The sequence below is a fragment of the Chryseobacterium sp. RU37D genome (assembly GCF_900156075.1).
Taxonomy (GTDB): domain Bacteria; phylum Bacteroidota; class Bacteroidia; order Flavobacteriales; family Weeksellaceae; genus Chryseobacterium.
Window position 1 is genome coordinate 47,917 of the sequence record NZ_FTMM01000010.1, and the last position, 14,303, is coordinate 62,219.

General features: G+C 34.8%; 12 protein-coding genes. 3 read left to right on the top strand and 9 right to left on the bottom strand.

Annotated features, from left to right (window positions below):
* Positions 1–44 precede the first annotated feature (44 nt).
* Together BW926_RS06730 and gyrA are read right to left on the bottom strand one after the other, a co-directional pair.
* Positions 45–1,076, bottom strand: coding sequence for a tetratricopeptide repeat protein (locus BW926_RS06730; protein ID WP_076445432.1), 1,032 nt, complete (start codon positions 1,074–1,076; stop codon positions 45–47).
* A gap of 30 nt (positions 1,077–1,106) precedes the next feature.
* Positions 1,107–3,686, bottom strand: a complete 2,580-nt coding sequence (gyrA, locus tag BW926_RS06735) for a DNA gyrase subunit A (RefSeq protein ID WP_076445434.1) — start codon at positions 3,684–3,686, stop codon at positions 1,107–1,109.
* A gap of 148 nt (positions 3,687–3,834) precedes the next feature.
* Here gyrA and BW926_RS06740 point away from each other — a divergent pair, with 148 nt between their 5' ends.
* Positions 3,835–4,149, top strand: a complete 315-nt coding sequence (locus BW926_RS06740; protein WP_076445437.1) for a DUF4286 family protein — start codon at positions 3,835–3,837, stop codon at positions 4,147–4,149.
* Between the two features lie 310 nt (positions 4,150–4,459).
* Here the strand turns inward: BW926_RS06740 and BW926_RS06745 are convergent, their stop codons facing one another.
* Positions 4,460–4,957 (bottom strand): GNAT family N-acetyltransferase, encoded by a 498-nt coding sequence (locus tag BW926_RS06745; protein ID WP_076445439.1) that lies wholly within the window; start codon positions 4,955–4,957, stop codon positions 4,460–4,462.
* Positions 4,958–5,473, bottom strand: coding sequence for a DUF421 domain-containing protein (locus BW926_RS06750; protein WP_076445441.1), 516 nt, complete (start codon positions 5,471–5,473; stop codon positions 4,958–4,960). It abuts the gene before it with no gap.
* Between the two features lie 130 nt (positions 5,474–5,603).
* On the opposite strand from BW926_RS06750, the gene BW926_RS06755 reads away from it, so the two are divergent.
* Positions 5,604–6,143, top strand: coding sequence for a DUF3828 domain-containing protein (locus tag BW926_RS06755; RefSeq protein WP_076445447.1), 540 nt, complete (start codon positions 5,604–5,606; stop codon positions 6,141–6,143).
* A 29-nt stretch (positions 6,144–6,172) separates the two neighbouring features.
* Here the strand turns inward: BW926_RS06755 and BW926_RS06760 are convergent, their stop codons facing one another.
* From BW926_RS06760 to BW926_RS06775, 4 genes are all read right to left on the bottom strand, one after another.
* On the bottom strand, positions 6,173–6,307 hold the full coding sequence (locus BW926_RS06760; RefSeq protein ID WP_076445451.1) for a bacteriocin-like protein: 135 nt from the start codon (positions 6,305–6,307) through the stop codon (positions 6,173–6,175).
* A 144-nt stretch (positions 6,308–6,451) separates the two neighbouring features.
* Positions 6,452–6,853, bottom strand: a complete 402-nt coding sequence (locus BW926_RS06765) for a hypothetical protein (RefSeq protein ID WP_076445453.1) — start codon at positions 6,851–6,853, stop codon at positions 6,452–6,454.
* 308 nt (positions 6,854–7,161) lie between these two features.
* A complete protein-coding gene (gene uvrA / locus BW926_RS06770; protein WP_076445455.1) occupies positions 7,162–9,993 on the bottom strand; it encodes an excinuclease ABC subunit UvrA in 2,832 nt (943 codons plus the stop codon).
* Between the two features lie 504 nt (positions 9,994–10,497).
* Positions 10,498–11,907 (bottom strand): APC family permease, encoded by a 1,410-nt coding sequence (locus tag BW926_RS06775; protein WP_076445457.1) that lies wholly within the window; start codon positions 11,905–11,907, stop codon positions 10,498–10,500.
* Positions 11,908–12,414: 507 nt separating this feature from the next.
* Between BW926_RS06775 and BW926_RS06780 the strand changes: the two genes are divergently transcribed.
* Positions 12,415–12,924 (top strand): DUF4920 domain-containing protein, encoded by a 510-nt coding sequence (locus BW926_RS06780; protein WP_076445573.1) that lies wholly within the window; start codon positions 12,415–12,417, stop codon positions 12,922–12,924.
* A 216-nt stretch (positions 12,925–13,140) separates the two neighbouring features.
* On the opposite strand, the gene BW926_RS06785 is transcribed toward BW926_RS06780, so the two are convergent.
* Positions 13,141–14,250 carry a M14 family zinc carboxypeptidase gene (locus BW926_RS06785; RefSeq protein WP_076445459.1) on the bottom strand — a complete coding sequence of 370 codons (1,110 nt, stop codon included), beginning with the start codon at positions 14,248–14,250 and terminating at the stop codon, positions 13,141–13,143.
* Positions 14,251–14,303: the final 53 nt, after the last annotated feature.

Here is a 14,303-nt window from a genome sequence, read left to right on the forward strand (position 1 = left end):
GAAACAAAATGTTCCGGTTTATATTTAATTCAATTCTTTGAAAATTATTTAGCGGGCTGTTTTGATAATTCAGTCTCTTTCGCTTTCATTTCGTTAAACTTAGCTGTATTTTTTGTGATACTGTAAATTTCTTTCAGCATCTGAACGGCATTAATATCATTTGGAGCTGCCTGATACCACTTTTCAGCGTAAGGTAAAGCTTTGTTGAATCTTTCTTTTCTGGCATCGATTAACTTGGTAGCTTCGTCCGGCTTAGTCTTTCTAAGTGTATTGATTTCACCTACCGCCTTTTCGTCGTCACCGATAGCTGTATAAACCAGATTTTGATAAGCATTGGAAAAATCTGGTTTCAACTCAATTGCTTTCTGGAAAGAAGCCATTGCATCGTTTGCTGTTGCAGGATTTTTAGATTGAAGAACTCCTAGATTGTACCAGTTGGTGGCATCGTTAGGGTTTTTAGCTAACTGCTCTTTCAGATTCTGCATGAATTTATCGGTATTTCCTGATGCATATAAAGCTGTTCCCTGATATTCTTTCAGCTTAGTGCTATTTGGGAATTTTGCAAGACCTTTATCAATAACGGCTAAAGCTTCATCGTTTTTCTTAGCGTTCAGCAATAGGGTTGACAATGTTTCATATAAATCCTGCTCTACACTTGGAGTCTGCTCGGTTTTAAAATCCGTGTAATCTCCTCCAGACTTTTTCAGCAATTCCCAGGTTGCTTTATCATAGCTTGAAACCTGGCCAGTTTTTTTGTCTTTCGCTGTGTAACTTGTTTCAACACCCGTATATCCGGAATTGATCAAATCTGTATATATTTTAGTAGCCTGAGGAATATCATTTGCCAAAGCATAGTTAAGACCTGCATAATACATATATACTTTATTATCTTGTCCGTTTGTTTTCAGTAAGTTATAAACTTCCATAAACTTAGGAGCTGCCACGGTATAATTTTTTGCATTATACGCATCCATTGCTGCTTTGTTAGCTGCTTGCAGCTGAGCGTTTGCATCCCCTTTCTGCCCAAAAGCAAAAGCAGATGCTACGATAGCCATTCCCAAAATTAGCTTTTTCATATTAACTATTTTATATTAATTGTACAATATTTATTCTTCCGAATCGAAATTCTCATTTTCCCCGTTTGGATTTTCATTTTCCATCTGAGGATCATCTATATTGTTTTCTTGGTTATCTGCTGAATTTTCCAAATCTTCATTTTCTTCATCCGCAACATCTTTATCCATTTCTACTTTTGCGATGGCCGCAATTTCGTCATTTTTCTTAAGGTTAATCAATCTTACCCCTTGTGTATTTCTACCCATTACCCTCATTTCATCCATTCCCATTCTGATGGCAACACCTGATTTATTGATGATCATCAATCCGTCTTCGTCTGTTACATTTTGAATAGCAATCAGATTTCCTGTTTTTTCAGTAATGTTAAGGGTGATAACTCCTTTTCCTCCTCTGTTGGTAATTCTATAATCCTCCACTGCAGTTCTCTTACCATACCCTTTTTCGGATACCACAAGAACTGTTTCTTTCTCCACATCATTCACAACAATCATACCAATTGCCTCGTCATTATCTTCCATTGTGATACCACGAACTCCGATAGAACCTCTACCAACCTCTCTTACTTTTTCTTCAGGGAAACGGATACATTTACCGTTTTTCGTAGCGATCATTATTTGAGAAGTTCCGTTTGTTAAATAAGCACCTAACAACTGATCATTATCCCTGATCTCAATAGCATTTACCCCATTCACTCTTGGTCTTGAATAGGCTTCCAATGACGTTTTCTTGATTGTACCATTTTTAGTAACCATCACAACGCTCATTTGATTAACATATTCAGAATCTTTTAAGTTATTCGTTCTGATATATGCTTTAATCTTATCGTCAGGCTCAATGTTAATTAAATTTTGTACCGCTCTTCCTTTCGCTGTTTTAGAACCTTCCGGAATTTCAAATACTCTTAACCAATAACATCTTCCTTTTTCTGTAAAGAACAGCATATATTGGTGATTCGTTGCGGAAACGATATACTCCAGAAAGTCGGAATCCCTTGTTGTTGCTGCTTTATTTCCTACACCTCCTCTACTTTGAACTTTGTATTCTGAAAGTGAGGTTCTCTTGATATATCCGGCGTGAGAAATCGTAAGAACAACCGCTTCATTAGGAATAATATCTTCAATAGACATTTCACCTCCTGAATAATCGATTTCCGTTCTTCTTTCGTCACCGTATTTTTCTTTTATTTCAATTAATTCATCCTTAATGATCTGGAACCTTCTTGGTTCGTTTGCTAAAATATCTTCTAAATTAGCAATTTCTTTCATGATAGCATCATATTCATCACGAATCTTATCAAGCTCCATTCCTGTAAGACGGGCAAGACGCAGATCAAGAATTGCCTGAGCCTGAATTTCAGAAAGCTCAAAAGCTTCTATTAATCCTTCTTTTGCCGCTTGCGGGTTTGCAGAGTGACGAATAATTGAAATTGCTCTGTCTAAGGCATCTTGCGTACCGATCACCTTCATGAAACCCTCTAAAATATGAGCTCTTTCTTTCGCTTTTCTAAGCTCGAACTGAGTTCTTCTTACAATTACTTCATGTCTGTGCTCTACGAAATGGTGAATGATATCCTTTAAATTTAATTGCTCTGGTCTTCCGTGTACCAAAGCAATATTATTAACACTGAAAGATGTCTGAAGTGCTGTATATTTGTATAATAAGTTTAAAACAACGTTCGGAATCGCATCGTTTTTCAATTCATACACAATACGAAGCCCTCTTCTGTCCGACTCATCTCTGATTTCGTAAATTCCTGGAATTTTTTCGTCTTTAACAAGTTCTGCAGTTCTAGCAATCATTTCAGCCTTATTAACCTGATAAGGAACTTCATTTACGATAATTGCATTTCTGTTTCCGATTTCTTCGAAAGCAACTTTAGCTCTAAGAACAACTCTACCACGACCTGTGTGGAAAGCATCTCTTACTCCATCATATCCATAGATAATCCCACCTGTAGGGAAATCCGGAGCAATGATATGTTGCATTAATTCATCAATAGTGATTTCTCTGTTGTCGATGTAAGCACAAATAGCATTTACAGCCTCGGTTAAGTTATGTGGAGCCATGTTTGTTGCCATACCTACTGCAATACCTGAAGTTCCGTTCACCAAAAGATTAGGAATTTTTGAAGGCATTACTGTCGGTTCAGTTAAACTGTCGTCGAAGTTATTCTGAAAATCTACTGTTTCTTTGTCTAAGTCTGAAAGAACCTCATCAGAGATCTTTTTCAATCTGGCTTCGGTATAACGCATTGCTGCAGGCGGGTCGCCATCCATTGAACCAAAGTTACCCTGTCCGTCTACCTGAGGATAACGCAAGCTCCAGTCCTGAGCCATTCTCACCATTGCATCATAAACCGAGGAGTCTCCGTGTGGGTGGTACTTACCTAAAACGTCCCCAACAATTCTCGCAGATTTTAAATATTTTCTATTAGAAAAAACCCCTAATCCATACATACCATAAAGCACTCTTCTATGAACGGGTTTTAAGCCATCTCGTACATCCGGTAACGCCCTTGAAACGATAACAGACATCGAATAATCGATATAAGATGACTTCATTTCATCAACAATGTTGATAGGAATCAGTCTTTCACCTTCTTTTTGCATAAACAAATTTTATTATAATGATAGTCAGACCCTTAGCTATATGTCTGAAAATTATTTTTTCCGAATTTTTATTAACGGGCTAATTTACGAAAAATTTGCCGATTTTTGTGGTAGAATTTATCCACAAAATCTTAAAAAATCTTAAAATATGAGCATATTAAGTATAACTTTCCATTCGACGAAAAGCAATATTGAAGAATGGGAAAATTATATTGATGAAACACTGGTTTTAATGACAGAAAATTTAATGGATGTCAATAAATATATTCTTTCTGAAGTTCAAAGTGAATATATTGAAGACGGGAAAAATTATAATCTTCTCCTGATTTTTGATAATGATGATCTGCGAGATGATTTTGTAAAAAGTGAACTGGTAAATATTGCCGAAAGAATCGAAACAAAATTCGGGCAGGAAATAATGATTTTCAATACTTTTCTGAATCCAAAGAAATCAAGGTTGTAGTTAAAATTAAGACTGAAATATAAAATAAAAACTTTGAGTAATTCCGGTACTTTTGCAAATTTTAAATAAAATTTTTATATTTTGGGATTTAATTATAATTATCAATCAAATTACCAAAATGGATGTTAGAACGGAAAAATTTCAGTACCATACTAATTTTTCCTCAATTTCATATATTATGCCTGCGTCTTTTCACTTTCTCAAATTTCCAAATAAATATGATCAAATTACTTACAAATATTTATTGTTTTTTAAGTTTAATTTTTAAATTTTTATATTAAAATAGATCATATGCGTTTTATAAATTGTATTATATTCCAACTGCTTCACTTCTTTTCTCAAGCATTATAATATCTTTCCACTGTCCATTGAGTTTTCCTAACTTCTTGCGGATACCCACCGTCCTGAAACCGTTTTTATGATGAAAACTGATGGAAGCTTCATTTTCGGAGAAGATATTGGCCTGTAACGTCCAGAAACCGTGGCTCTCGCTGTCTAAAATCATTTTTTTAAGGAGAACAGACCCCAGGCCTTTTCCTTGATAATTATTATCGAAATAAATACTGACTTCCGCGACACCTTTATAGCATTCTCTTTTGCTCACAAGCTTTAGGGCACACCAGCCTACAATTTCGTTTTTTTCTGTTTCTAAAACCCAACGGCAATCATGATAATAATCCATATTCCAGGCTTCGGGAGTAGGAACTTCTGTTTCAAAGGTTGCCATTCCTCCTTCTATACCTTGTTTAAATATTTCCAATACCCGGATTTCGTCGTTAGGAAGCATTCTTCTTAGTTCATAGTTCATTTATCTGAGGTATTTTCGTTTATTTTTTCTTTTGATCCTTGAATAATGGGTTTGTTTATTTTTCTCATCTTCGGAAATCACACTAATGCTTCCGTCAACCTCTAGAATAGAAAGCTTTACATTTTCAATTCTGTCCACACCATGCTCCCGAATAGCTTCTTCCAGCTCATCTTTTGTAATTTTTACTTTATTTAAAGCATCTTTATGAGCAATTCCGTCTTTTACGAGAATAGTGGGCTCATCTTCAAGGAATGCTTCAAATTTTTGGTTGGAAAACATAAATCTTTTAACAATAAAATTAACCATAAACAGAACCAGAGCAGCAACCAGACCACCTTGAAGAGAAGTGTCTGACCCTACCATTGCATTCTGGACCGCATTGGATATCAGCAATAGCAAAACTACATCTCCGGCATTAAGCTGAGAAAGCTGATTTTTGCCAAACAACCTGATGGCGATTATCATAAAAAAATATACACAAAGAGAGCGAACAACAACATCTAGAATAGAATTCACAAAAGTTTCTTTATAACAAATTTATACATTTTTGGCCTTTTTTATTTATTTTAATGTAATTTTTTTTTTGATAAACGGTACATAATTTGATAGTTGATTTCACAATAGTTATTAAATTTTAACACAAATTATGAAACAATTATTTTATTTAGGTGCTTTCTTTGCTTTATCTGCATGTAAAAAAAATGATCCCGTATCAAAAGCTGTAAACAATGATGCTGAAATTACACAGAGAGTCAATGAAATGTATACTATTTATGGTAAATCCAGTGATGCAATATACAAAAGTCCTTTTGCAGATTCTATTTTTTCTCCTAGCCTGAAACAGACTTTGAATAATGCTAAAACAGCTTCAGAAAAAAGCATTAAAATGACCAAAGAAGGCAAACCTCAAGTTTTTGAAGGATCTGTTTTTACAAGCTTGTATGAGGGATATACAACATACAAAATCAATTCTGTGAAAATGATTGGAGATTCAAAACTTGCTAAAGCAGAAGTAAGTATTGAGTTTGAAAATTCAGCAGAAAGTCCAAAAATTATATGGACTGATAAGGTAGACCTTATCAATTCCGGAGATGGATGGAAGGTAGATAATATAGAATTTGACAAAAAAATAAATGTTGGCGATCTTAAGCAAAATCTAAAGAAGTTTACAGAAGGAGTACAATAAAAAAGCAGCTTTTTAGTGGCTTCCATTTTTTAACGACATTGAAAAATAGGAACTTTACTGCAAACCACATCATTTATCCACTCATAATAAACACAGTATTTTTGGGGAGCTCCACCATTTACTGCTTTTAACTCATTCTTTGTTAGTTTCTTCAAATTTTTAATATCTGTTTAATTTTGTTGATTAAATTTAAAACGAAAATTATTTATAAACATTACGAATTTATATTTAAAATTCTTCATTATTCACATTAAAAATAAAAAACCATACAGAAATTTGCATGGTTTAATATAAAAATTTTATGAATATTATCTGTTATTGATATCTACTCTTACAGGCATTACATAAGTAGATGCAATCATATTCTGATTGATTTTTTTTCTGTCTACTCTGTATTGAAGGCTGCCAAGGACTTTTTCAATCTCTTTGCTTACGTTTTTGCAGTCGCCTTTTGAGTGAACATTTACAATTTGTCCGTTTTCTGCGATATCAAATTTTACTTCTGAATTTACAATTCCCTGCTTATAATCAGAATTGGTAAAGTCAAAATTAGCGATCAATAAATTTCTTATTTCATTAAAAACATCATTTTTGTTCAGTTGAACTTCCTGAATCATATTATTTGAATTTTGTGCTTTAGCTGTATTTGTTATAGCCATTAATCCACAAACAAAAAATGAAGCGATCAATATTTGAATTTTATTTTTCATAACTCTTTGGTTTTAAATGTTATATTAAGCTTATTTACTATTTCTTTACCAAAGGTATACAAAATAATTTACAATAATTTTACATATAGTTAACATTGAGTTAACATTAGAAATTAAATCATTGATTATCAATTATATAAAAATTAAAAATAATTGAAAATTTAATATTGGGATTAATTTTAGGGCACAAAAAGAGGTAAACTTGGTATAGTTTAGAACTAATTCTTATATATAGTTTATACCATTTATTAATTTACTGTCGAGATTCCTAACGGAATAATAAAACTTGCCGTTGATTTCTTTTTATTTTATTCCAATTCCTTTTTCAAAAACTTCCCTGTCAAGCTCTTTTTTGATTTCACAATTTCTTCGGGAGTTCCCTGTGCAACGATCTGCCCACCGTATTTTCCACCTTCCGGGCCAACGTCAATAATGTGGTCAGCCATTTTGATTACATCCATATTATGTTCAATAATAATGAAAGAATTTCCTAATTCCACCAATTGATTAATTGCATCCATCAGAATTTTCACATCTTCAAAATGAAGTCCGGTTGTAGGTTCGTCAAGAATGTATAATGTATTTCCGGTTTGTCTTTTTGCCAGTTCAGTTGCTAGTTTGATACGTTGCGCTTCACCTCCGGAAAGTGTTGTAGACTGCTGCCCCAAAGTGATATATCCCAACCCGACATCATGTAAGGTTTTCACCCTTGAATAAATTTTTGGAATCGGCTGGAAAAATTCTACTGCTTCATCAATCGTCATATCCAATACATCAGAAATCGATTTTCCTTTGTAGCGAACTTCTAGTGTTTCCCTGTTAAAACGTTTTCCGTTACAAGTTTCACAATGAACATAAACATCCGGTAAAAAATTCATTTCAATCACCTTCAAACCGCCTCCCTGACAGGTTTCGCATCTTCCTCCTTTCACGTTGAAGGAAAATCTTCCAGGTTTGTAACCACGAATCTTAGATTCTGGCAATTCTGCAAAAAGGTTTCTGATGTCTGTAAACATTCCGGTGTATGTCGCAGGATTTGAACGTGGCGTTCTTCCAATCGGGGTTTGGTCTACATCTACAATTTTATCGATGTTTTCAAGACCTTCGATTTTTTTATAAGGTAAAGGTTCCTGAACAGCTCTGTAAAAATGTTTGTTCAGAATCGGATACAAAGTTCCGTTAATCAAAGAAGATTTTCCGCTTCCTGAAATCCCTGAAACAACAACTAATTTTCCTAATGGAATATCAAGCGTTACATTTTTAAGGTTGTTTCCTGTAGCGCCTTTTAATACTATATTTTTACCGTTTCCTTTTCGCCTTTCTGCAGGAATTCCGATTTTTCTTTTTCCGTTAATGTATTGAGCGGTAATTGTATCTGCTTTCAACAAGTCTTTCGGTTTTCCCTGCCAAAGAATTTCGCCCCCGAATTTTCCTGCTCTCGGACCAATATCTAAAACCTCATCGGCTTCAAGGATCATGTCTTTGTCGTGTTCTACCACCAACACAGAGTTTCCGATGTCACGAAGATTTTTTAATGAATTAATTAGTCTTTCGTTGTCTCTCTGGTGCAACCCGATACTTGGTTCATCCAAAATATACAAAACATTCACTAATTGAGAACCAATCTGTGTTGCTAAACGAATCCTTTGAGATTCTCCTCCAGAAAGTGTTTTCGAACTTCTGCTCAGACTTAAATAATCTAAACCGACGTCCAATAAAAATTGAAGTCTGGTTTCAATTTCCTTTAAAATTTCGTGAGCAATGATAGCATTTTTCTCGGAAAATTTATCTTTAACATCAGCTAACCAATCTTTTAAATCAGATAAACTCAATGCATTAATTTCTGCAATATTTTTTCCATCGATTTTAAAGCTTAAACTTGAAGGTTGAAGACGAGTTCCCTTACATTCCGGACAAGTTTCTTCTGTCGTGAAGTGTCTTTCCAGCAAAATTGCTTCGTAAGATTCTCTTTCCTCAATCAATTCTTCCATAAAAGGAATCAAACCATCAAAACTGATTTTAATCTTTTTGGTAATTCCGGCGTATTTTAAATCTTTATTGAATTCTTTGTGACACCCGTTGTAAATGTAATCCAACGCTTCTTCCGGAATATCCTGAAAAGGTGTCGCCAATCCTAAACCAAAAATTTCAAGAATATTTTTAATCTGAGAAAGAATCCATTTATTAGATTTAATATCTTCCAAAGGCAACAAACCACCTTGGCTAATTGACAATTTTGGATTTTCAATAAAATAATCTGTATTGATTTTCTTGATTGTTCCTAAACCTTTACAGCTCGGACAGCTTCCTTTCGGAGAGTTGAATGAAAACGTATTTGGTTCCGGCAATGCCAATGAATGACCAGTTTCAGCATCCATTAAATTTTTAGAAAAATACTCAATATCTGTACTTCCCAGTTTTTGAATTCCGATCAGTCCTTCTCCCATTTCCATTGCTGTCCGTAATGATTTTTCCATTCTGACTTCGGAAGCAGATTCGCCGATGATCCATCGGTCAATCACGATGTCGATATCGTGGGTTTTGTAACGGTCAAGTTTTAAATCGTATTCAATATCCTGTAATTCCCCGTCAATTCTTGCCTGCCCATACCCTTTTTTAGCCATTTGCACGAAAAGCTCGTGATAATGCCCTTTTCTGGCCCTTACAACAGGTGCCATCAACATGATTTTCTCACCTTTATAATTTTCTTTAATCGTCTCAAGGATCTGCTCTTCGGTATAACTTACCAGCTTTTTTCCTGTTATCTGCGAATACGCGTCGGAAACTCTTGCAAATAAAAGACGTAAGAAATCGTACAGTTCAGTAACTGTTCCTACCGTTGAACGTGGGTTTTTATTGGTTGTTTTTTGCTCAATTGCAATTACAGGAGACAATCCTTCAATTTTATCGACATCCGGACGTTCCAGGCCTCCCAAAAACTGTCTTGCATATGCAGAAAACGTTTCAATATAACGGCGTTGGCCTTCAGCAAAAATTGTATCAAAAGCCAACGATGATTTCCCACTTCCCGAAAGTCCAGTAATTACAACTAATTCGTTACGTGGAATTTTTACATTAATGTTTTTAAGATTATGCTCCCTTGCGCCATAAACTTCTATATATTCTGTTGATTTACTCATAATTTGGGGTGATTTTACCTGAAAATCACAATGTGCAAAATTACAGATTTTTTAGGAATTTTTTGTGTTAAAAATCGTTAGTTTATTAGTATTGCTATCTGATTTTTCTATTTTAAATTAGAGATTTTGCTTTATATGGATTCTTAGAAGGTTTCGTACTCAGATGACACCGTGGAAATCTCTTGCATATTTTATTTTCAGAAAGATAAAGACAGTTAGTATTAGAATTCTGTCATCTTGAGTTCGAAACCTTCTAAGAATCTTCAATCCATACCAAATAAAGCTCTCCATTCAAAAATTAACAAAATTTTTAATTAATTTACATTATATTGAAGCTCAACCACAAACAAACTACAAGAACATATCGAAGCAATAACTCGATTTACAAACAGAGAGTTTGAATATATCTTTTTTGATTGCGAGAAATAAATAATGATTGAGTGAGAAAATTGGAGAGTGAGAAAAAAGCTGCCCGATAGGTCAGACAGCTTTTGAAAATTATTTTTAGGTTTTCTTATTTCGGTTGATAAGATAATAAACCGGAAGACCGAGCAGTACCATCAGAAAACCCGGCCAGGTATATTGTTGTTTGTAGATTAAGAGCAGGATACAGAACCCTGTTCCTATCAATAAATAGATAATCGGCGTTATTGGATATAACCATGTTTTATAAGGGCGTTCCAAATCTGGCTGCTTGAATCTTAAATAAATAACTCCAAAAACGGTAATCATATAAAATAACACAATAACGAACGAAATCATATCCAAAAGATTCCCGTACTGACCACTTAAACATAATAAAGCAGCCCAAATGCCTTGCATCCAGAGTGCGTTGGCAGGAACTTCATTTTTGTTATTTTTTTCAGCCTGCCTGAAGAACATTCCGTCTTTAGCCATAGTTTGGAATACCCTGGCTCCGGCCAGGATCAGCCCGTTATTACAGCCAAATGTGGAAATCATCACCAAAATAGCAATAATGATCGTTCCAGCACTTCCAAATATGAAATGGGAGGCTGCAACCGCTACCCTGTCGTTTTCCGCAAAGGCAATTGCATTCCTGTTGAGTGCATTAAGGTAAACATAATTCACGGAAATATACAAAATCATTACGGCGGTTGTTCCGTAAATCATTGATTTTACAACATTCCTCTTTGGATTTTCAATTTCTCCCGAAACGAAAGTCACACTTTCCCAAGCTACAGAACTGAATACGGAACCTACCATTGCCGCCGCAATTCCACCCAATAAAGCCATACCACCTATGGGTTCCCAGCCTATTTTGAGGAAGTTCCCTAGGGAGTCTTTTTTAAGATTATTAAAAGAATCCATCCCTAAACTAAAATTCTCGGCTAAGTGGGAAACATCTACCAAAATAAATCCTACGGCAATTAATCCCAATAAAGCTATAATTTTTGATCCGGTGAAGATATTCTGTAATATTTTTCCGTTTTCAACACCTCTTGTATTAAAATAGGTCAATAAAATAATCGTTGCAATCGCTAATATTTGAATCCATGTGATTTTAAATTCTCCGCTCTGGAAGATGGGTGCCGCATCATTAAGAGCAGGAACAAGATACGCTGTAAACTTCCCGAATGCCATTGCCACTGCTGCTATTGTACCCGTCTGGATCACTGTAAATAGCCCCCAACCATATAAAAAACCCATTTTTTTACCGAAAATTTCTTTCAGATATGTGTATTGTCCGCCTGCTTTCGGAAATAAAGCTGAAAGCTCTCCATAACTGATGGCTGCTGCAACCGTCATGATTCCTGTAATTACCCAAACGGTTATTACCCAGAATCCTGAGCCAAGATTACGCATCATATCAGCACTTACGATAAAAATCCCGCTACCGATCATTGAACCCATTACGAGCATAATGGCGTCCCAAAGTTTTAGTTTTTTTTGCATAGTTGAGTATAGGCTTCAAATATAAATAATTATAGGTTTGGTTTTTTATTTTTGTTTGAATTAAGATTTGAAAATGTATCTAAAGTTTTTAGCACAATAAGCGCTTGGCTTACTATATTAATGTTATATATAAGTGAATTCTTGAAAGTTCTATCATCCTGAAAGGATTTAATTATAGCATTATAACCTATGGAAGATTCGTGTATAGATCCTTTCAGGATGACAAATGTTGGATATATTTTCTTTGTTTAAATATGGATGACTCTCACCCTAGCCCTGATTGTAACGGTTACCCCACAACTGCGATGGATTTGGAGGGTGTTAGCGATGGATAGCTATTGGCGTGAGGAGTATAAGTGGAAAGCAGCAAAAGCTCCTAAAAATAAAAATATTAGGCCGGTTTTTTTATTAAAATCATTTTAAACACTAAAAGACAACTGTTTTTTATCACGTTTTTAAAGATTTGTGATTAAAATTTTATTAGTATTTTTGGAAAAAATATTAAAAATGAAATTCAAAGCCATATTATTTGCAGCTGCTGTAAGTATTTCTACTCTAGCTTTTGCACAAGAATCAAAAAAATTCGGGCCACCTGCCGGAAATGCTCTTGTAGGTGATAGCTATGGAGGAGGAGTTACTTCAATTGTAGAATCTAAAGCAATTTCTGTTGAAAAATTAAGCAAAAAGCTTAAAAAAGAGAATAAAAAAGTGGAAAATGTTGCCGTAAAAGGAAAAGTAACAGACGTTTGTGAGAAAAAAGGATGCTGGCTCACTATCCAGACCGAAGATAATTCTCAGTTTTTTGTAAAAATGAAGGATTATGCGTTTTTCGTTCCGACTGCTTTGAAGGGTAAAACTGTTGTATTAGACGGTACTGCAGAAAGAAAAGTAACTTCTGTAGATGAACAAAAACATTATGCCGAGGATGCAAAGAAACCGAAATCAGAAATCGATGCTATTACAGATCCGAAAGAAGAAATCAGATTTGTAGCGAGCGGAATTAAAGTTATAAACTAAGATTGTTTTTTTAAACCACTCGTTGTCATTTTAAAACAAAGTGGAGTGAAGAATTTATTATTTTTATGGGTTGCTCCAGCTTCGATTTGCAATGACAATTTGTATAAAAAACAAAGAGGCTGTCTCAAAAGGTAAACTAATGCTCTGAGAATCTCCTAAATGACAAAATTTGTCAAGGAATCCGAGAGAGAGTGTACTTTTGAGACGGCCTCTTTTTTAATCTTCTATAGTAAAATTTACTTCTGCATCCAGTTTAGGGTACTTGCTTGCAGAAACGAATTTTTTTCCGGTGCAGTCAATTTCCAGCCAGCCTTTCCGCTGTTTTACCCCCCCAACCTCCATCACAAAAGGGATAAAGGATATTTCATCTTTCCCGTCTTCTATGATTTCCCTGTATTGAACGGCAACATCAAGGATACATTCATGCTCTGTATTTAATTTTACATTTCTGTAGATAATGTCATAATGGGTTTCTCTGTTCTCAGGAATCTCCAGATATTCTTCCCAGCCTTCTGTTTTAGAATTTAATTCACTAATTGATTTTAAAGCATAATATAAAGCAATCGTATAATATTTCCTGGTTCCTTTTCTTGAATAATCATCTATAAAATGTCCTCCTTCGAATAAAATTGTCGGCATTCCGGCTTTAATAAAATTATCCCCTGTAGAAGTAGGATAAAATTCATCCGAGTATCTCCCTATCTGGTTAGGGATCATTCCTTTCAAATGACGATAAACATTTGTGATCACAGCCATGCATTTCTTACGGTTTTCAGTAATGGTACGTTCTACATTTTCCGACGGGGCCAGAAAGGAGAGCGTAGCGGGGTGAAATCCGTCTGTTGTAAAAATTGTCCTCTGCTCATGGAGATTGAGTGCATAATCGTATTTCTTAGAGGTAGCAGCATTTTTCAGAAATTTTATTTCCTTACTTGATTCGTTGTGAAAATCTCTGTTCAGGTCGATGTCTGCAGCATTTAGCCTTGTCCATCTTTCGGACCCGTCAGGATTTAGCATAAAGATAAAATCTAATGTAATCTTACTGAACAACTCTTCTTTAAGGCCGGGCGCATCATCTAATGTTAAAAGCAAATCAAGCATAGCATGAGTTGCATTCGATTCGTTGCCATGCATTTGTGACCATGCAAGAACGTTAATGTTACCTGTGCCCACTGTCACTTTATAAATAGGCTTATTTAAATATGATTTTCCGATCTCCTGAATGTAATCGCTGAAATTAGCCTGTAGATAAGAAAATAATTTTTCCGGGGAAATATAGCGATTTGGGAAATTAGGATTGGGTCGATAAATCTGCTCAAAATTCATTGTGTAATAGTTTACAAGAGTCAAATTTAACTATTTTAAATCTAAAAATAAAA

Coding starts and splice junctions, on each gene's coding strand:
- BW926_RS06765 (WP_076445453.1), bottom strand. CDS start 6,853: ATGAAAAATAAAATTCAAATATTGATCGCTTCATTTTTTGTTTGTGGA.
- BW926_RS06730 (WP_076445432.1), bottom strand. CDS start 1,076: ATGAAAAAGCTAATTTTGGGAATGGCTATCGTAGCATCTGCTTTTGCT.
- BW926_RS06775 (WP_076445457.1), bottom strand. CDS start 11,907: ATGCAAAAAAAACTAAAACTTTGGGACGCCATTATGCTCGTAATGGGT.
- BW926_RS06740 (WP_076445437.1), top strand. CDS start 3,835: ATGAGCATATTAAGTATAACTTTCCATTCGACGAAAAGCAATATTGAA.
- BW926_RS06755 (WP_076445447.1), top strand. CDS start 5,604: ATGAAACAATTATTTTATTTAGGTGCTTTCTTTGCTTTATCTGCATGT.
- BW926_RS06745 (WP_076445439.1), bottom strand. CDS start 4,957: ATGAACTATGAACTAAGAAGAATGCTTCCTAACGACGAAATCCGGGTA.
- uvrA (WP_076445455.1), bottom strand. CDS start 9,993: ATGAGTAAATCAACAGAATATATAGAAGTTTATGGCGCAAGGGAGCAT.
- BW926_RS06780 (WP_076445573.1), top strand. CDS start 12,415: ATGAAATTCAAAGCCATATTATTTGCAGCTGCTGTAAGTATTTCTACT.
- BW926_RS06785 (WP_076445459.1), bottom strand. CDS start 14,250: ATGAATTTTGAGCAGATTTATCGACCCAATCCTAATTTCCCAAATCGC.
- gyrA (WP_076445434.1), bottom strand. CDS start 3,686: ATGCAAAAAGAAGGTGAAAGACTGATTCCTATCAACATTGTTGATGAA.